This is a genomic window from Micromonospora sp. NBRC 110037 (genome assembly GCF_001652995.1).
GTDB lineage: Bacteria > Actinomycetota > Actinomycetes > Mycobacteriales > Micromonosporaceae > Micromonospora > Micromonospora chalcea.
This window is the reverse complement of sequence record NZ_BBVA01000013.1, coordinates 37,720-54,759: the sequence shown is the minus strand read 5'-3', so window position 1 is coordinate 54,759 and position 17,040 is coordinate 37,720. Positions and strand designations below refer to the sequence as shown.

The 17,040-nt window shown below is 72.5% G+C and carries 18 protein-coding genes; 10 read left to right on the top strand and 8 right to left on the bottom strand.

Going from position 1 to position 17,040, the window contains the following annotated elements; translation table 11 throughout:
• Positions 1-66 precede the first annotated feature (66 nt).
• Together A4R25_RS28180 and A4R25_RS28175 are read right to left on the bottom strand one after the other, a co-directional pair.
• Entirely contained in the window at positions 67-459 is a 393-nt protein-coding gene (locus A4R25_RS28180; RefSeq protein WP_051611384.1) for a hypothetical protein, read from the bottom strand.
• Complete coding sequence (locus A4R25_RS28175; protein ID WP_043328891.1) at positions 456-740, bottom strand: hypothetical protein; 285 nt, start codon at positions 738-740, stop codon at positions 456-458. The genes A4R25_RS28180 and A4R25_RS28175 overlap by 4 nt, the downstream gene beginning before the upstream one ends.
• 213 nt (positions 741-953) lie before the next feature.
• Between A4R25_RS28175 and ettA the strand changes: the two genes are divergently transcribed.
• From ettA to A4R25_RS28155, 4 genes are all read left to right on the top strand, one after another.
• Positions 954-2,630: an energy-dependent translational throttle protein EttA gene (gene ettA, locus A4R25_RS28170; RefSeq protein ID WP_043328893.1), complete on the top strand. Its 1,677-nt coding sequence runs from the start codon at positions 954-956 to the stop codon at positions 2,628-2,630.
• Positions 2,623-3,066, top strand: coding sequence for a thioesterase family protein (locus A4R25_RS28165; protein ID WP_043328894.1), 444 nt, complete (start codon positions 2,623-2,625; stop codon positions 3,064-3,066). The genes ettA and A4R25_RS28165 overlap by 8 nt, the downstream gene beginning before the upstream one ends.
• Positions 3,063-3,728, top strand: coding sequence for a hypothetical protein (locus A4R25_RS28160; RefSeq protein ID WP_064448653.1), 666 nt, complete (start codon positions 3,063-3,065; stop codon positions 3,726-3,728). The genes A4R25_RS28165 and A4R25_RS28160 overlap by 4 nt, the downstream gene beginning before the upstream one ends.
• A 131-nt stretch (positions 3,729-3,859) precedes the next feature.
• Entirely contained in the window at positions 3,860-4,444 is a 585-nt protein-coding gene (locus A4R25_RS28155) for a YbjN domain-containing protein (protein WP_064448652.1), read from the top strand.
• Positions 4,445-4,456: 12 nt separating this feature from the next.
• On the opposite strand, the gene A4R25_RS28150 is transcribed toward A4R25_RS28155, so the two are convergent.
• From A4R25_RS28150 to A4R25_RS28140, 3 genes are all read right to left on the bottom strand, one after another.
• A complete protein-coding gene (locus A4R25_RS28150; RefSeq protein ID WP_051611386.1) occupies positions 4,457-4,843 on the bottom strand; it encodes a globin in 387 nt (128 codons plus the stop codon).
• 78 nt (positions 4,844-4,921) lie between these two features.
• Complete coding sequence (locus tag A4R25_RS28145; RefSeq protein WP_064448651.1) at positions 4,922-6,295, bottom strand: MFS transporter; 1,374 nt, start codon at positions 6,293-6,295, stop codon at positions 4,922-4,924.
• Between the two features lie 236 nt (positions 6,296-6,531).
• Positions 6,532-7,587, bottom strand: coding sequence for a mechanosensitive ion channel family protein (locus A4R25_RS28140; protein WP_231915658.1), 1,056 nt, complete (start codon positions 7,585-7,587; stop codon positions 6,532-6,534).
• Between the two features lie 176 nt (positions 7,588-7,763).
• Between A4R25_RS28140 and A4R25_RS28135 the strand changes: the two genes are divergently transcribed.
• Together A4R25_RS28135 and A4R25_RS28130 are read left to right on the top strand one after the other, a co-directional pair.
• Positions 7,764-9,221, top strand: a complete 1,458-nt coding sequence (locus A4R25_RS28135; protein WP_082931173.1) for a D-glucuronyl C5-epimerase family protein — start codon at positions 7,764-7,766, stop codon at positions 9,219-9,221.
• A 200-nt stretch (positions 9,222-9,421) separates the two neighbouring features.
• Positions 9,422-9,961, top strand: a complete 540-nt coding sequence (locus A4R25_RS28130) for an HNH endonuclease (protein WP_030502198.1) — start codon at positions 9,422-9,424, stop codon at positions 9,959-9,961.
• Between the two features lie 9 nt (positions 9,962-9,970).
• On the opposite strand, the gene A4R25_RS28125 is transcribed toward A4R25_RS28130, so the two are convergent.
• From A4R25_RS28125 to A4R25_RS28115, 3 genes are all read right to left on the bottom strand, one after another.
• Positions 9,971-10,828 (bottom strand): class F sortase, encoded by an 858-nt coding sequence (locus tag A4R25_RS28125; protein WP_043328904.1) that lies wholly within the window; start codon positions 10,826-10,828, stop codon positions 9,971-9,973.
• A 12-nt stretch (positions 10,829-10,840) separates the two neighbouring features.
• Positions 10,841-11,350 carry a hypothetical protein gene (locus A4R25_RS28120; RefSeq protein WP_043328906.1) on the bottom strand — a complete coding sequence of 170 codons (510 nt, stop codon included), beginning with the start codon at positions 11,348-11,350 and terminating at the stop codon, positions 10,841-10,843.
• A 79-nt stretch (positions 11,351-11,429) separates the two neighbouring features.
• Entirely contained in the window at positions 11,430-11,870 is a 441-nt protein-coding gene (locus A4R25_RS28115; RefSeq protein ID WP_030502195.1) for an Lrp/AsnC family transcriptional regulator, read from the bottom strand.
• Positions 11,871-12,018: 148 nt separating this feature from the next.
• Here A4R25_RS28115 and A4R25_RS28110 point away from each other — a divergent pair, with 148 nt between their 5' ends.
• Genes A4R25_RS28110 through A4R25_RS28095 form a run of 4 tightly spaced genes read left to right on the top strand, consistent with a single transcriptional unit; the run spans position 12,019 to position 17,019 of the window.
• Positions 12,019-12,897, top strand: a complete 879-nt coding sequence (locus A4R25_RS28110; RefSeq protein WP_043328908.1) for a tryptophan 2,3-dioxygenase — start codon at positions 12,019-12,021, stop codon at positions 12,895-12,897.
• A gap of 14 nt (positions 12,898-12,911) precedes the next feature.
• Positions 12,912-14,192 (top strand): kynureninase, encoded by a 1,281-nt coding sequence (gene kynU / locus A4R25_RS28105; protein ID WP_043328909.1) that lies wholly within the window; start codon positions 12,912-12,914, stop codon positions 14,190-14,192.
• On the top strand, positions 14,189-15,517 hold the full coding sequence (locus A4R25_RS28100) for an NAD(P)/FAD-dependent oxidoreductase (protein ID WP_064448649.1): 1,329 nt from the start codon (positions 14,189-14,191) through the stop codon (positions 15,515-15,517). The genes kynU and A4R25_RS28100 overlap by 4 nt, the downstream gene beginning before the upstream one ends.
• Positions 15,518-15,537: 20 nt before the next feature.
• On the top strand, positions 15,538-17,019 hold the full coding sequence (locus tag A4R25_RS28095; protein ID WP_064448677.1) for a 2-hydroxymuconic semialdehyde dehydrogenase: 1,482 nt from the start codon (positions 15,538-15,540) through the stop codon (positions 17,017-17,019).
• Positions 17,020-17,040 lie beyond the last annotated feature (21 nt).

Below are 17,040 nucleotides of genomic sequence, written 5' to 3'. Positions count from 1 at the left end.
TGCCGGAGTTACCTACCCGTCCCAGAACCGCCGAACCCACCGCGTGATCTTGTCGACACCGGTGGCTCAGAGGTCGATGATCGGCCACTCCTTCGGCAGCACCTCCCCGAGCAGCTCCCGCCGGTCCGTCACGATCGGCACGAGCGGATTGGCGGCGGCCTCCATGGCCAGCTGCGCGAGATCCATCCGCCCGGTCATCCGCCGCGACCAGCCTCCGAGGTAGGCGCACATGTCAGGTTCCACGGGGGTGATCTGCACCTGCGGCAGGGCGGCCAGCAGTTCCAGAAGCTCCCACTGCGGAGCCGTGGCCTGCTGATGGGCATGCGCCAGGCAGAGGGCGGGCACCAGCACGTCACGCGCGTAGTCGGCGGCCTCGGCGATCCTCGCACCGACGTCCTTGGCGCCCGAGGCATAGGCCAGCAGCGCGGCCGTGTCGAGCGCCAGGCCGAACTGCGTCACCGCCGCGCCTTCGCCCTGGCCGCAAGGACCTCCGACTGGAGCCGGCTGGCCCGCTCACGAAGCTCGGGCGTGATACTCGCGGTGAGCTGCTGCATCTCCGCGTGGGCCCGGGCCACGTCCTCGTCGGTGATCGTGACACCGGCGCGAGCGAGCAGCACCCGCGTCTGCTCGCCGGCCATCTGCCGACGCACGGCGCGCGCTACGAAGGCGGACACGTTCGGCTCCTTGGCCAGCCGCTCCGCGACGTCGTCCGGCAGGCTCACGGCGATCTTCTTGGTCATACGCCAAGGCTATTCAGTCATACCCGCGCCGGCAAGGAGGCGCGCCACCGTACCCCTGGGGTGGGGTGATGTGGGCGTGGCGGTCCGTACCTGTCAGGATTGACGGCGGCGTGCGTGCGGCCGGCTCCCGGCCGGCGGCGGCGGGCGGAGATCGACGCCCGCGCCCCGCACCCGACAAGCCCGCGAACGCAACCGACGGAGGTAGCCCGCACCGTGGCCCAGTTCATCTACGTCCTGGACAAGGCGCGCAAGGCGCACGGCGACAAGGTCGTGCTCGACAACGTGACGCTGAACTTCCTGCCGGGTGTCAAGATCGGGGTGGTCGGTCCGAACGGCGCCGGTAAGTCCAGCCTCCTCAAAATCATGGCAGGGCTGGACCGGCCGAGCAACGGCGAGGCCCGGCTCATGCCCGGCTACTCCGTCGGCATGCTCGCGCAGGAGCCGCCGCTCAACGAGGAGAAGACGGTCCTCGGCAACGTCGAGGAGGCGGTCGCCGAGACCAAGGCCAAGTTGGAGCGGTTCAACGCCATCGCCGAGCAGATGGCCACCGACTACTCCGACGAGCTGATGGAGGAGATGGGCAAGCTCCAGGAGGAGCTGGACGCCGCCGACGCGTGGGACATCGACTCCAAGCTCGAACTCGCGATGGACGCGCTGCGCTGCCCGCCGCCGGACGCCGACGTCACCAAGCTCTCCGGTGGAGAGCGCCGCCGGGTCGCGCTGTGCAAGCTGCTGCTGGAGGCGCCGGACCTGCTGCTGCTCGACGAGCCCACCAACCACCTGGACGCGGAGAGCGTGCAGTGGCTGGAGCAGCACCTGGCCAAGTACGCCGGCACCGTCCTGGCGATCACCCACGACCGGTACTTCCTGGACAACGTGGCCAACTGGATCCTGGAGCTGGACCGCGGCCGGGCCTACCCGTACGAGGGCAACTACTCCACCTACCTGGAGAAGAAGGCCGCCCGGCTCTCCGTCGAGGGACGCCGCGACGCCAAGATGAAGAAGCGGCTGTCCGAGGAACTGGAGTGGGTCCGCTCGAACGCCAAGGCTCGGCAGACCAAGTCCAAGGCCCGTCTGGACCGCTACGACGAGATGGCCGCCGAGGCGGAGAAGACCCGGAAGCTGGACTTCGAGGAGATCCAGATCCCGCCGGGCCCGCGACTGGGCAACACGGTCATCGAGGCGCAGAACCTGACGAAGGCGTTCGGCGACCGGGTGCTGATCGACGACCTGTCGTTCTCGCTGCCCCGCAACGGCATCGTCGGCATCATCGGCCCGAACGGCGTCGGCAAGACCACGCTGTTCAAGACCATCGTCGGGCTGGAGCAGCCGACCAGCGGCTCGGTCCGGGTCGGCGAGACCGTCTCGCTGTCGTACGTCGACCAGAACCGGCAGGGCCTGGACGGCGACAAGACGGTCTGGGAGGTCGTCTCCGACGGGCTGGACCACCTCATGGTGGGCAAGGTCGAGATGCCGTCCCGGGCGTACATCGCGGCGTTCGGCTTCAAGGGGCCGGACCAGCAGAAGCCGACGAAGGTGCTCTCCGGCGGCGAGCGCAACCGGCTCAACCTGGCGCTGACGCTGAAGATCGGCGGCAACGTGATCCTGCTCGACGAGCCGACGAACGACCTGGACGTGGAGACGCTGTCCAGCCTGGAGAACGCGCTGCTGGAGTTCCCCGGCTGCGCCGTGGTCATCTCCCACGACCGGATGTTCCTGGACCGGGTCGCCACGCACATCCTGGCCTGGGAGGGCGACGACCAGAACCCGGCGAAGTGGTTCTGGTTCGAGGGCAACTTCGAGGCGTACGAGAAGAACAAGATCGACCGGCTCGGCGCCGAGGCGGCCCGGCCGCACCGGGTGACCTACCGCAAGCTCACCCGTGACTGACCGCTTCGTCTACCACTGCGCGTTGCGCTGGTCCGACCTGGACGCGTACGGCCACGTCAACAACGCCCGCTTCCTCACGCTCTACGAGGAGGCCCGGGTGGCGATGATGTTCGCCGGTGGCCGGGCGTGGGGAGTGGGCTCGTTCGCCGACGGGGTGGTCATCCGCCGGCACGAGGTCGACTACCTGCGCCCGGTCGACTACGCGCTCGGCCGGGCCAGCGCGGAGGCGGCCCCGACCGTGCGGATCGAGCTGTGGGTGGACCAGATCCGCAACGCCTCGTTCTCGGTCGCCTACGAGCTGTACGACGGCGACACGCTGGCCAGCACCGCCCGGTCGGTGCTGGTGCCGTTCGACCTCGCCGCCCAGCGGCCACGCCGGATCTCGCCGGACGAGCGCGCGTTCCTGCTCCGCTACGCGCCGGGGCTGAGCGGATGACGACCGGGCACGGGCTGACCGGGGTGGCCGACGCGGGGGCCTTCCTGGCCCGGCTGGTCCGGTTCGACCCGGCCACGGTGGTCCGCCTGCGGCCGGTGCCCGGCGCCGGGCGTACGGCGCTCTGGGCGCGGCTGCCCTGGGGGGTGCTCGTGGTCCGTACCGTGCCCGGCGCCGCCCCCGGTGACGTCACGGTGGCCGCGGGGGAGCTGCTGGCCGAACTCTCCGCCGGGGGCGCGGCGCTGCCGGTACGGCGGGACGACGGCTGGCGCTGGCAGCTCCCACCGGCTGCCAGCCGCCTGGTGGAGACGCTGCCCGGCGCGGAGTTGCGCCGGATCGCGGAGGCGGCGGCCGGGACGCTGCGCGAGGCGGCCACGCACGGGGTGGCCGGCCGCGCGGTGGGTCAGCGGGTGCTGCGGGACGCGCTGCTGGACCACGTCGCCGTGGTGGTGACGCCGGACGAGGACCCGCGTACGCCGGTGGAGGTGTCGCAGCGGCTGGTGCAGGGTCTGGTCCGGATGGGCTTCGCCGGTAGCGGCGAGGACGACGTTCAGGTGCGGGTCGCCGGCCGGTGGGTCGGGCTCGTCGGTCCGTTCGGGGCGGTGTGGTCGCGTACCGTCGCCGATCTTGCACTCAGGCCGATGCCGGGTCAGCCGAAAGTATGACCCATCATCGGCCTTCCGGTTTGGGGCGGCCGTTGGGGGGATGCCTCATGCCGCCTGTCCGGGTACCGTCCTTCCTCGGATCCAACGCACCGTAGGCGATTGGATCCGCTGGGGAGTGAGGTGCGCGAGCGATGCCGTGGTGGTCATGGCGCCCTGGTCCCGCCGCTGGCGGCGAACCGGAGACTCGAAGCGGAGTCACAGTGGATGACACCATCCGGGTGGGGCCACCTACCCCGCGCCAGCCGGGAGACGACGCGCCGGCACCCGAGCGCCCGGCCCTGGCGGACACGCCGGCCACTGTCGCCCCGGTCACCCTGAGCCGGGTCTGCGACGCGCTCGACCTGCTGGACGTGCGCTACCTGGCCGACGGCGGCGGCAACCTGCTGGCCATGTGGGAGCGGCACGCCGTGCTCGTCGCGCTGGAGGGCCCGGAGGACGAGATCCTGGTGATGCGGGCCCGCCCGCACGCCACCGTCCCGCCGGACTGGGCCGACCGGGCGTACCGGGTGGTCAACGAGTGGAACCACACCCGCCGCTTCTGCAAGGCGTACATCGGCGACCCGACCGAGCGCGGCCAGCTCCCGATCTACGCCGAACTCCAGGTCCCGCTCGGCGCCGGGGCCCACGACGCGCTGCTCGTCGAGATGCTCGACTGCGGCGCCGCGGTCGCCACCACGTTCGTCGACTGGCTGCACGACGAGGGCGCGCTGCTCTGAGAGCCGGGCGGCTCAGCCGGCCGCCGGGTCCTCCATCACGTTCACCATGAAGTAGGCGGCCCGCTCCAGGTAGTCCCAGAGCGCGCCGGCGAGCTGCGGCGGCAGGTCCAGCGCGTCCACCGCCCGGCGCATGTGCAGCAACCAGGCGTCGCGCTCCGCGGCGCCGATCCGGAACGGGGCGTGCCGCATCCGCAGCCGGGGGTGCCCGCGCTGCTCGGAGTAGGTGTGCGGCCCACCCCAGTACTGGATGAGGAAGAGGGTCAGCCGGTCCGCCGCCGGGCCCAGATCCTCCTCCGGGTACATCGGCCGCAGCAGCGGGTCCTCGGCGACGCCGGCGTAGAACTCGTCCACCAGCTTGCGGAAGGCCGGTTCACCGCCGATCGCCTCGAAGAGGGTCATCGACTCGCCTGGGGAAGTCACGCTTCCATCCTGCCAGGTGCGCCCCCGCGGTCGCGCCCGCCCGCGGGGCGGCGCGGATCACGTCACCGCGTGCCGGCGCCGGCCGTGCTCCCGGCCCCGGTCGCCCGCCGCCGGGCCACGCGCGGCGTGCGTGGGCGCGGCGGCGTCCGGGGCCGACTCGGCGCGGGCGGCCGCGATCGCCGCGTCGATGGTGCGCGGCCGAGGCCAGGCGAACGCCGCGACGAGCATCAGCAGCACGCCCGCCGCGCTCCACGCGCCGACCACCGACGGGACGGAGAACCGCTCGGCGAGGGCGCCGGTGGCGAGCACCGCGGCGCCCTGGATGACCTGGGTGCCGGTGGCCATCACCCCGAACGCCCGGGCCCGGTAGCCGTCCGGCAGGGCCTGCACGAACAGCCCGTTGGCGACCGGCACCAGCCCGGCGACGGCGAAGCCGCACGCCGCGGCGAGCAACGCCACCACGGACGGGGCCGGGTCGAGGAGCGCGGGCACGAGCACCGCCGGCGCGATCACCATCAGCGGCCGCATCAGCGCCAACCGGCGCGCCGGGGCGATCAGCCGCCCGATGATCACCCCGCCGAGGACGTATCCGACCGGACCGGCGGCCATGATGACCGCCTGGGCGGTGCCGGCGTCCATCGTGCCGTCGGTGCGCTCGGCGGCCCAGCCGGCGGCCAGCCCTTCGGGGACGATCGAGAACAGCATCGCGCTGAACACCAGCATCGCGATGGCCCGCAGCACCGGCCGTTCGAAGACGATGCGGAAGCCCTGGCCGGTCTCCCGCAGCAGGTGGCTGCGGTGCTTCGCGGTCATCGTCGACGGCCGGTCGCGTACGCCGACGCGGACCAGCAGGGCCGACAGGGCGAAGGTCGCCGCGTTGACGAGCAGCGCGGCGTTCGGGTTCAGCGCGGCGATGGTCGCGCCGATCAGGTAGCCGACGACCTGGGCGGCCTGGGACGCGCTGGTGAACGCGGACAGGCCCACCACCAGCCGGTCGCCGGTGAGGATCTGCGGCATCACCGCCGAGCGCGCCGCCTGGCTCGGCGGATTCGCGAGCGTGGCCAGGAAGATCAGCGCGAGGACCGACCAGGCCGGCATGAACGGCATGGCGACGAGCACCATCAGCGCCATCCGGATCAGGTCGCAGATCACCATGACCCGGCGGTAGCGGTGCCGCTCGGCGAGCGCGGAGAGCAACGGGCCACCGAGCAGCCAGGGCAGATAGCTGACCGCGAACGCGGCGGCGGAGAGCGCGACCGATTCGGTCTCGCGCAGCACGAGCACGGTGACCGCGGCCTTGGCGAGATAGTCGCCGACCCAGGAGAGGATGTTGGCGGCGAAGAGCGCCCGGAACTCCGGCTGACCGAACACGTCGCGGAAGGTGGCCGGGCCCTCCTGGGCGGGTCGCTCGTCGGACACCGTCGCCTCCATCGTTCCTGGTCGACCACTTGTGATGGCCCGACCGGGAACCGTCGTCAGATCAACCGATCAGCGAGGACACGAGCACGCTCCCCGGTGGAGCGTGTTCACCGGATTCTGCCCGATCGTCTGACAACTGGCTAGGGTGAACGGATTGATCGTCGCATCTCCGACTGAACCGAACGGACGATACCCGAGGGGCCGCGCGGAGCGCGACCCCCGGAAAATAGTCCGGCTTGTCCGGCGACTCAGGTGGGTCCGCTGGTCCCCGTGCCCTCGGCCGTGGGCGTCGCCGGCGTCTGGGGCGGCAGCCCGGGGAAGAGCCGGGCCGCCGCGATCTGCGCGGTGATCCCGGAGTTCTCCAGCGCCTCGGCGAGGCGGCGGCGCAGCTCCCGGCCCACCGCGAACTGCCCGTCCGCGGTGGTCTTGACGACGGTACGGATCACCGTGCCGTCCACGGTGATCTGCTCGACGCCGAGGACCTCCGGCGCCTCGACGATCTTCGGCGCCAGCTCCGGGTCCAGCGCCACCGACGCCGCCGCGGTACGCAGCACCGCCGTGGCCTCCTCGGTGCCGGCGAAGCCGATCGGCAGGTCGACCACGACCAGGGCCCAGCCCTGACTCTTGTTGCCGACGCGGACGATCTCCCCGTTGCGGATGTACCAGAGCACCCCGCGGCCGTCACGGACCGTGGTCACCCGCAGGCCCACCGCCTCCACCACGCCCGTCGCCTCGCCGAGGTCGACCGTGTCACCGACGCCGTACTGGTCCTCGATCAACATGAACAGGCCGGCGATCAGGTCCTTGACCAGGCTCTGCGCGCCGAAACCGAGCGCCACGCCGGCGATGCCCGCGCTGGCCAGCAGCGGGGCCAGGTCGAAGCTGAACTCCTTGAGCACCATCAGCAACGCGATGCCGAACACGAACGCGGTGACCATGCTGCGCAGCACCGACCCGATCGCCTCGGCCCGCTGCCGCCGCCGCTCCGGCACGAACTGGTCCGGGTCGAGCGTGGCGCTGGGAATCCGTTCCCGCAGCGGGCGGAGCATGGTCGGCACCGCGCCGTCGGTGGTGGTCCGCACCAGCCGGTTGATGGTCCGGTGCAGCGCCCAGCGGGCGGCCACCGCGAGCAGCAGGATCAGCGCCACCCGCAGCGGCTTGAACAGGATCCAGTAGCTGCTCTCGGCGAACCAGGCGGAGTCGGTGACCCGGTACACCCACTCGCAGGAGCTGCTGCCCTGGCAGTCCGGCCGCCGGTCGGAGACGGCGGACAGCAGGGCGGAGATCAGGTCGGAGAGATTCACAGTGCTTTCGTACCGCACCCGCGTCGCCCGTCCGGCGCGGACCCACCGCCGGCCGGGCAACCCGCCCTGCTTCCTGCTCCGTTGTACCGGGGGGCGGCAAAAATGCCCCGGCCCGCACGGGGGCCCCGCGACTGGCCGTCCAGCGCGCAGCTGGGCGGAGCAAGGGGAAAAGCGACATGACGGAGGAACTCTTAGGCGCGCGCCGATCCTGGTCCCGTCGTCAGGTGCTGACGGTGGCGGCGGCGGCGGCCGGCGCCGCGCCGCTGGTGGCGACCGGGGCGGCGAGACTGTCCGCCGAATCGCCGGTCAAGTTCCGCAGCGACCCGTTCGAGATCCGCGATCTGCCGCAGGGGCAGCGGCCCTACTACAGCGGCGTGCGGCTCCCGCTCGTCGACACGGGCACGCACGACGAGCACGGCGTACGCATGGCGCTGCTCACCGGGAAGCTCTACGACCATCCGGTGGCCCAGGCCCAGTACGGCATCAACCTGCTGGAGAGTTACCGGGTCACCGGCGATCAGGTGTACCTCAAGCGGGCGATGGCGCAGGCGCAGCGCCTGATCGACAGGCGGGTCGTGCGGCGGGACGCCTGGTTCTACCCGTACCGGTTCCGGCACGCCATGCACCGCGGCACCGACGTCTACGAGACGCCGTGGTACTCGATGATGGCCCAGGGGCAGGCGATGAGCCTCTTCGTCCGGCTGGCGCAGATCGTCGGCGAGCGCACCCACTGGCGGCAGGCGGCCGACTCGACGTTCGCGTCCTACCTGCTCCCGCCGGTGGGCGGCCTGCCGTGGGGGGTGTACGTCAAGGACGGGCTGCTCTGGCTTGAGGAGTACGCCCACCCGACGCGGGTGCGCGGCGACCAGACCTACAACGGGCACGTCTTCTCGGCCTTCGGGCTCTGGGACTACTGGAGCCTGAGCCGCGACGCCCGGGCCCGCCAGATGCTCCAGGGCGCGATCACCACCGCCCGGGACGCCCACCACCTCGTCCGCACCCGCCAGTGGCGGAGCCGGTACTGCCTCACCCACCGCAAGGACGCGGGCATGTACCACTCGACGCACATCATCCAGCACGCCGTGCTGCACGCGATCACCGGCGACCCGACCTTCGCCGGGATCATGGACCTGTTCTACTCCGACCACCCCACCTACGGGGTGTCCGGAACGATCCGGCTCGCCCCCGGGGACCACGTCGGCTACAAGTTCGACGCGGCCGGCACGGTCCTGGACCGCAAGCGGATCTCCCTGACCAGGCCGACCGAGGCGGCCTCCACGGAACGGCACAAGGTGATGCGGCAGACCGGCATCTGGTACGACATCAGCGAGGGGAGCCTGAGCGGCTACCTGGTCCAGGAGATCCCCGGCCGGTCGTACCAGATCGGGAGAGCGGCGCCGATCGGCTACCGCATCCCGCGCTCGGCGGTGGTCGTCGCCGCGCCCGGCAGGGCGTACTCCCTGGACGACGCCGGGAAGGTGACGGCGGTGACCGCCGGCCTCGCCGTCGGTGACACCGTGACAGTGGATCTGCGCGCCGCCATCGACGGCGTCCAGCACTACCGCCTGGCCGCCGGCCCGCACGAGGGCCAGTGGGTCCGGCTGGGCACCCTGCGTAGCGTCGGCACGGCGTAGCGCGAGCGCGCCGGACCGCCCCGGTGCGGGTGATCCGGTGGGCCGCTTGCAGATTCGTGCGTGCAATCGAGGGCGCGATCAGGGACTATTGGCGCAACGGACGTCGGTGATCCGGCCGGCGTCGGAATTCGTTCCGCGCTGTTCGCGGGCGGTTCCGGCGCGCAGACGGCGGGAGCGGCTGGACCGGGAGGGTGAGCGCGATGCCTGACATACGACCCACGGCGGGCTCCGGTGCGCTCGTTCTCAACGCCACCTACGAACCCCTGTGCGTCGTGTCGGTGCGTCGTGCCGCGATCCTCGTGCTCTCCGCCAAGGCGATCTGCGTCGCCGACGGTGAGGGCATCCTGCACAGCGCGCGCAACGCGTTACCGGTGCCCTCAGTGGTACGCCTGACCCGCTACGTCCGGGTGCCCTACCGCACCCACGTCGGGCTGTCCCGGCGGGCCGTGTTCGCCCGCGACGGGTGGCGGTGCGCGTACTGCCGGGGGCCGGCGGAGACCATCGACCACGTGTTCCCGCGCAGCCGGGGTGGCCGGCACGCCTGGGAGAACGTGGTCGCCGCGTGCGCGCGGTGCAACCACACCAAAGGCGACAAGACGCCGGCCGAGCTGGGCTGGCGGCTGCACCACCTGCCGGCCGCCCCGAAAGGGGCGGCCTGGCGGGTTCTCGGGCACCGCGCGCCCGACCCGCGCTGGGCGGACTGGCTCGACCTGCGCGAGCCCGAGTCCGAGGCGGCCTGACCGGAGCGCTCAGCGCGCCTTGACCAGCGAGGCGTAGACGACCAGGTTGTCCGCGTACCCGGTCTCGCCGCCCACCCAGCGCCCACCGCAGGTGATCAGCCGCAGGTTGGGCCGGCTGAAGTCGCCGTAGACGTCCTCCACCGGCAGCTTCTCCTTGCCGTACCGCTCGATCGAGGTCACCTCGAACACCGCCACCGAGCGGTCCTCGCGGGTCACCTCGATCCGGTCGCCGTCGTCGAGGTTCTTCAGCCCGTGGAAGACGGCCGGCCCGGTGGTGGTGTCGACGTGCCCGACGAGCACCGCCGGGCCGTACTGGCCGGGGGTGGGGCCCTGGTCGTACCAGCCGACCTCGCCGGCCCGGTCCACGTCCGGCACGTCGATGCTGCCGTCCGGCGCGATTCCGACGCGGTGCACCGGCGCGCGCAGGTCGAGCTTGCCGATGCTCAGGTCGGTCGGCGGGCTGGCCGGCAGCACCGGGAACTTCTTCGGCGGCGGGCGCAGGCCGGCGACGATCCGGTCCGGCAGCACGCTGACCCCGGTCACCCGTTCCAGCCCGAGCATGGCCACGATCAGCGCCATCACGCTCGCCACCACGAGCACCGGGACACCCGGGTTGCGGCTCGGGGCGTACCGGCGGGTGGTGGCCGGTGCGGCGCGGGCCGGGACCGGCCGCGGGTCGGCGGTGGTGACGCTGGCCGTGAAGGCGTGCCCGGCGACATGGGCGAACCGGCGCGCGGCCCGGGACGTCAGCCGCAGCGCGGCCCGGAGCCGTTTCGCGCGCTCCGGCGGCCGGCGGCCGGCGGCGCGACGGCGGGTGCGGTCCGCCGCCGGGCCGGCGCGGTCCCGGCGGCGCGATTTGCGGGCCATGTCGGCGCCTCGTCAGACGCGGTTACCGGTCTTGCGGCGGGCGCTCACACCGGCCACCACTGCCACCGCCACCAGCCCGCCGACCAGCAGCAGCGAGCCGGTGCCCCGGCCGCCCGCGGCGCCCCCACCGCCGGTCGCCGGTCCCTTGCTCGGCTGCGCCATGTTCAGCACGGTGAGCATGGTCGAGGCGGTGTTGCCGTTGGAGCAGTCCAGGTTCACCGGGTAGTCGCCGGGCGCCTTGTTGCCGGGCACGGTGACCGAGCCGGTGAGGAAGCCGTTGTCGGGTCGCAGCGTCACCCGCCCGAAGGCGTCCGAGGTGACCTGGGCCTGACGGTTGTTGCTGTTGTCGCAGCCGGCCCGCAGGCTCACCCGGGAACCGGCCTGGACGCTGTTCGGCGTCACCTCGATGAACACGCTCTCGCCGGCCCGCGCCGGTGGCGCGGTGGCCAGGACGAACGTCGCGACCAGGCCGAACAGGCCGAGTACGGACGACAGCACGCGGTGTGACAGGAGCCCTCGCATGGTTCCCCCCTCCCGGCGCGACGGTGCGCCGGACCCACTGACGGGCAGCGGCGGCTGCTTTCCCGGGGGGCGGGGGAAGCTAACGAGGCGCCTTCACCACGGGATGCCAGGCCAGCGGCGTGGAGAGCACCATCGTGCTGGACGGCTGGCCGTACGGGGCGAGCCGGTCGATGACCTCCTCGAACTCGCCCATGTTGGTGGCGGCGACCTTGAGCATGCTGCAGGCGTCCCCGGTGATCCGGTGGATCTCCATGATCTCCGGCCAGCCGGCCACCTCGGGGTCGTTGAGGATGCAGCGCGCGCCGTAGCAGGACATCCGGATCAGGGCGAGCACCGTGCGTCCGGCCCGGGTGAGGTCGACGTGGGCGTGGTAGCCGGTGATCACGCCGGACTCCTCCAGCCGCCGCACCCGTTCGGCCACCGCGGGCGGGGACAGGTGGACCCGGCGGGACAACTCGCTGTACGAGAGCCGGGCGTCGGCCTGGAGCTCACGCAGCAGCGCCCAGTCCATGTCGTCCACGCGGGGACCTTCCTTCCGTAAAGGGAGCGACGCGAGATGGTTTCGGTTCGCGAGGTGAGACCACCATACCGCCGTTGAACAGGCATTCCATTCGGTCGCCCACCAGCGGGATCATGACGTCTACCCCGCGCACGGACGGAGAACGACTGTGGAACAGACGACGGCGGTGCGCCCGGTAACCCCCCAGGAACGGGCGGCTCGGGCGGCACGCAACGGCGGCGAGCCGACGCTGGAATTCGCCGAGCGCGTGCCGTACGACGCCTACGTACGGGCCAGCACCCTGCACCGGCTCCAGGAGCCGCTCAGCGACGACCCGGGCGAGATGTCCTTCCTGATGGTCAGCCAGATCATGGAGCTGTACTTCGGGCTGACCTGCCACGAGCTGCGGCACGCCAAGCGTGAGCTGCGCGAGGACCGGATCTGGGAGGCGCTGGCCCCGCTGCGCCGGGCCGCCCTGCACCTGGAGGGCCTCAACGCGGCCTGGCACGGCCTGCGCTGGATGAGCCCGGCCGACTTCAACCGCTTCCGCGACCGGCTCGGCGAGGGCTCCGGCTTCCAGTCCGCGATGTACCGGCAGCTGGAGTTCCTGCTCGGCCTGCGCGACCGGGCGCTGATCCGCCCGTTCCGCCGGCAGACCGACGTGTACGACGAGCTGACCGCCGCGCTGGCCACGCCGAGCCTCTGGGACGAGGTGGTGGCGCTGCTGGCCCGCAAGGGCTTCGACGTGCCGGCCGAGCTGCTGTCCCGGGACGTCAACACCGAGCACGAGGCGCACCCGGCGATCGAGGCGGCCTGGGTCCGGATCTACGGCGACAGCGGCCCGGACAACCACCTGCGCCTGCTCGGCGACGCGCTGACCGAGATCGCCGAGGAGTTCGGCGACTGGCGCTGGAACCACGTCAAGGCCGTGCAGCGCACCATGGGCGCCAAGGTCGGCAGCGGCGGTTCCGCCGGACTGGCATGGTTGCAGCGCAGCATGGCCCGGGTGGTCTTCCCGGAGCTGTGGTCGGCCCGCACCGCGATGTGACGAGAGAGAACAGCATGCACACCCCCGAGAACGAAGCCCTCCGCCGCGACGCCGACGACCCCGGTCACCGGCACCTGTTCCACATCCCGCCGGCTGACGGCGGTCGCTACCCGGACACCGCGTACCTGGCCGGTAACTCGCTCGGCCTGCAGCCCCGCGCCACCCGGGACGAGCTCCTCGCCGACCTGGACGCCTGGCAGCGCCTGGGCGTGGAGGGGCACCTGGAGTCGGAGCGGCCCTGGCTGCCGTACCACGAGCTGCTGACCGCGCCGGCCGCCCGCCTGGTCGGCGCGCTGCCCGCGGAGACGGTGGTGATGAACTCCCTCACCGTCAACCTGCACCTGCTGATGGTGAGCTTCTACCGGCCGGCCGGCGAGCGCACCCGCATCGTGATCGAGGACAGCGCGTTCCCGTCGGACAGCTACGCGGTGCGCAGCCAGGCCCGCTTCCACGGCCTGGACCCGGACACCACTGTCGTCCGCCTCAAGCCGCGCCCCGGCTCCGACACGCTCGGCACGCAGGACGTGCTGGACTTCCTGGCCCGCGAGGGCCACACGGTGGCGCTGCTGATGCTCGGCGGCGTGAACTACCTGACCGGCGAGCTGATGGACATCCCCGCCATCACGGCCGCCGGGCGGGCCGCGGGCGCGGTCGTCGGCTGGGACCTGGCGCACGCCGCCGGCAACGTGCCGCTGGCGCTGCACGACTGGGACGTCGACTTCGCGGCCTGGTGCTCCTACAAGTACCTCAACTCCGGCCCGGGCGCGCTGGGCGGCGTCTTCGTCCACGAACGGCACCTCGGCGACCCGTCGATCCAGCGCTTCGAGGGCTGGTGGAGCACCGAGGCGGCCACCCGGTTCGAGATGACCCCGGTGTCCCGGCCGCCGGCCACCGTCGAGGCGTGGCAGATCTCCAACCCGCCGATCTTCGCGATGGGCCCGGTGCGTACCTCGCTGGAGCTGTTCGACTCCGTCGGCATGCCGGCGCTGCGCGAGCGCAGCCTGCGGCTCACCGCCTTCCTGGAGCAGCTGCTCGACGAGGTCACGCCGGGCCGCCCGCTGAGCGTGGTCACCCCGCGCGACCCGGCCCGGCGCGGCTGCCAGCTCTCGGTGCGGATCGGGGTGGGCAGCGCGAACGAGCTGACCAAGCGGCTGCGGCACGAGCACGGCGTCGTCGCCGACGCCCGGGAGCCGGACATCGTCCGGTTCGCCCCGGTGCCGCTCTACTCGACGTACCACGACTGCTGGCGGGTCGCCGAGGCGCTGGCGGCAACTGTTGAGAAGGAGGGCTCATGACCGAGCGCGACGAGATCGCTGTCGTCGGCGCCGGGCTGGCCGGCTGCCTGCTGGCCTGCTACCTGGCCCGGCGCGGCTACCCGGTGGCCCTCTACGAGCGGCGGCCCGACCCGCGTACCGGCACCGTCGAGCGGGGCCGCTCGATCAACCTGGCGCTGTCCGAGCGCGGCCTGGACGCGCTGCGCCGCATCGGCCTGGAGGACGAGGTGATGGCGGACGCGCTGCCGATGCGCGGCCGCATGATCCACCCGGTCGAGGGTGAGCCGGAGTTCCAGTCCTACAGCGGCACCGGCGACCTGGCGATCAACTCGATCAGCCGGGGCGCGCTGAACAACGCGCTGCTGGACGCCGCCGCCGCGCTGCCGAACGTGCGCGTCGCGTTCGACCACCGGCTGGTCGGCCTCGACCCGCTCGGCGGCGAGATGACGTTCGAGACCCCGCAGGGCAAGGTCACCGCCACCGCCTCGGTCATCCTCGGCGCCGACGGCGCCGGCTCCGCGGTGCGCGGGCAACTGCTCGCGTACGGGGGCCTGACCGAGAGCCTCGACTTCCTCGACTACGGCTACAAGGAGCTGACCATCCCGCCGCTGGGCGGGGAGTTCGCGCTCGACCCGGGCGCGCTGCACATCTGGCCGCGCGGCACCTCGATGATGATCGCGCTGCCGAACCCGGACCGCTCCTTCACCTGCACGCTGTTCTGGCCGACCCACGGCACGCGCAGCTTCGCGTCGCTGAGCAGCCCAGCCGCGATCGAGCGGTTCTTCGCCACCCACTACCCGGACCTGGTCCCGCTGGCCCCGAACCTGGTCGACGACTACCAGCACAACCCGATCGGCCTGCTCGGCACGGTGCGCTGCACGCCGTGGCAGGTGGCCGGGAAGGTCGGCCTGATCGGCGACGCCGCGCACGCCATCGTGCCGTTCTACGGCCAGGGCGCGAACTGCGCGTTCGAGGACGTGGTCGAGCTGGACCGCTGCCTCGACGAGTGCGACGACGAGTGGGCCGCCGCGCTGCCGCTGTTCCAGCACCGCCGCCAGGACAACGCGGAGGCGATCGCCCGGATGGCGCTGGCGAACTTCGTGGAGATGCGGGACAAGGTCGCCTCGCCGGTGTTCCGGACCCGCAAGCAGGTCGAGCACGCGCTGGAGCGCGCGCTGCCCGGCCGCTACGTCTCCCAGTACGAGCTGGTCTCGTTCTCGACCACCCCGTACGCGCAGGTGCGCCGCCGGGTGCGCGCGCAGTACGCGGTGGTCGGCGCGGTGGCGGCCGGCGCGGTGGCGCTGCTCGCCGGTGGGGTCCGCGCGGCGCTGGGGCGGCGGCGATGACGCTCTGGGATCCCCGGCTGATGGCCGGGCACGCGCCGGACGGCCCCGGCCTGCTGCGTAACTTCGTCGGCGGCGAGTTCGTCGACGCCGGCGCCCGGTTCACCAAGCGCAGCCCGGTCACCGGCGAGCCGGTGTTCGAGGTGGTCGAGGCGTCGCAGTCCACGGTGGACGACGCGGTGGCCGCCGCCCGGGCGGCGCTGCGCGGCCCGTGGGGCCGGATGGGGGAGCGGGAACGCGCCGAGGTGCTGCGCCGGGTCGCCGACGAGCTGGAGCGGCGCTTCGACGACCTGGTTGCCGCCGAGGTGGCGGACACCGGCAAGGCCATCTCGCAGGCCCGGACGCTCGACATCCCGCGCGGCGCGGCCAACTTCCGCGCGTTCGCCGAGATCGTCGCGACCGCGCCCACCGAGTCGTTCACCACTGTCACCCCGACCGGTGGCCGGGCGCTGAACTACGCGGTCCGCAAGCCGGTCGGCGTGGTCGCGGTGATCGTGCCGTGGAACCTGCCGCTGCTGCTGCTCACCTGGAAGGTCGCGCCGGCCCTGGCCTGCGGCAACGCCGTGGTGGTCAAGCCCAGCGAGGAGACCCCGGCCTCGGCCACGCTGCTGGCCGAGGTGATGGCCGCGGCGGGCGTGCCGGACGGCGTGTTCAACCTGGTGCACGGCTTCGGCCCGGGCTCGGCCGGCGAGCACCTGACCCGCCACCCGGGCGTGGACGCGATCACGTTCACCGGCGAGTCGGCCACCGGCAGCGCGATCATGCGCGCCGCCGCCGACGGGGTGAAGGCGGTCAGCTTCGAGCTCGGCGGCAAGAACGCCGGCCTGGTGTTCGCCGACGCCGACCTGGACGCGGCGGTGGCCGGCTCGGTGCGGTCCAGTTTCACAAACGGCGGCCAGGTGTGCCTGTGCACCGAGCGCATCTACGTGCAGCGGCCGGTGTTCGAGGAGTTCACCGCGCGGCTGGCCAAGCGTGCCGACGAGCTGGCGTACGGCTGGCCGGACGACGAGGCGACGGCGAACATGCCGCTGATCTCGCACGGGCACCGGGACAAGGTGCTCGGCCACTACGCGCTGGCCCGCACCGAGGGTGCCGAGGTCCGCGCGGGCGGCGGTACGCCGCGCTTCGGCGACGGCCGCGACGGCGGGGCGTACGTGCAGCCGACGGTGCTCACCGGCCTCGGCGCGGACGCCCGCACCAACCAGGAGGAAATCTTCGGCCCGGTGGTGCACGTCGCGCCGTTCGACGACGAGGAAGAGGCGTTCGCGCTGGCCAACGGCACCGACTACGGCCTGGCCGCGACGGTGTGGACGCGGGACGTGGGCCGGGCGCACCGGGCCGGCGCCCGGCTCGACGCCGGCATCGTCTGGGTGAACACCTGGTTCCTGCGCGACCTGCGCACCCCGTTCGGCGGGGTGAAGGCGTCGGGTGTCGGCCGCGAGGGCGGCGTGCACTCGCTCGACTTCTATTCCGAACTGACAAACGTCTGTGTGGACCTGTCATGAGCGCGCGTGGTGGGCAGAATG

Excerpts from the sequence above, each read along its gene's own strand:
- A4R25_RS28155 (WP_064448652.1), top strand. The coding sequence starts at position 3,860 with ATGCCGTGGTGGTCATGGCGCCCTGGTCCCGCCGCTGGCGGCGAACCG.
- A4R25_RS28095 (WP_064448677.1), top strand. The coding sequence starts at position 15,538 with ATGGCCGGGCACGCGCCGGACGGCCCCGGCCTGCTGCGTAACTTCGTC.
- A4R25_RS28120 (WP_043328906.1), bottom strand. The coding sequence starts at position 11,350 with ATGCGAGGGCTCCTGTCACACCGCGTGCTGTCGTCCGTACTCGGCCTG.
- A4R25_RS28160 (WP_064448653.1), top strand. The coding sequence starts at position 3,063 with ATGACGACCGGGCACGGGCTGACCGGGGTGGCCGACGCGGGGGCCTTC.
- A4R25_RS28175 (WP_043328891.1), bottom strand. The coding sequence starts at position 740 with ATGACCAAGAAGATCGCCGTGAGCCTGCCGGACGACGTCGCGGAGCGG.
- A4R25_RS28130 (WP_030502198.1), top strand. The coding sequence starts at position 9,422 with ATGCCTGACATACGACCCACGGCGGGCTCCGGTGCGCTCGTTCTCAAC.
- A4R25_RS28145 (WP_064448651.1), bottom strand. The coding sequence starts at position 6,295 with ATGGAGGCGACGGTGTCCGACGAGCGACCCGCCCAGGAGGGCCCGGCC.
- A4R25_RS28150 (WP_051611386.1), bottom strand. The coding sequence starts at position 4,843 with ATGACCCTCTTCGAGGCGATCGGCGGTGAACCGGCCTTCCGCAAGCTG.
- A4R25_RS28125 (WP_043328904.1), bottom strand. The coding sequence starts at position 10,828 with ATGGCCCGCAAATCGCGCCGCCGGGACCGCGCCGGCCCGGCGGCGGAC.
- A4R25_RS28100 (WP_064448649.1), top strand. The coding sequence starts at position 14,189 with ATGACCGAGCGCGACGAGATCGCTGTCGTCGGCGCCGGGCTGGCCGGC.
- kynU (WP_043328909.1), top strand. The coding sequence starts at position 12,912 with ATGCACACCCCCGAGAACGAAGCCCTCCGCCGCGACGCCGACGACCCC.
- A4R25_RS28135 (WP_082931173.1), top strand. The coding sequence starts at position 7,764 with ATGACGGAGGAACTCTTAGGCGCGCGCCGATCCTGGTCCCGTCGTCAG.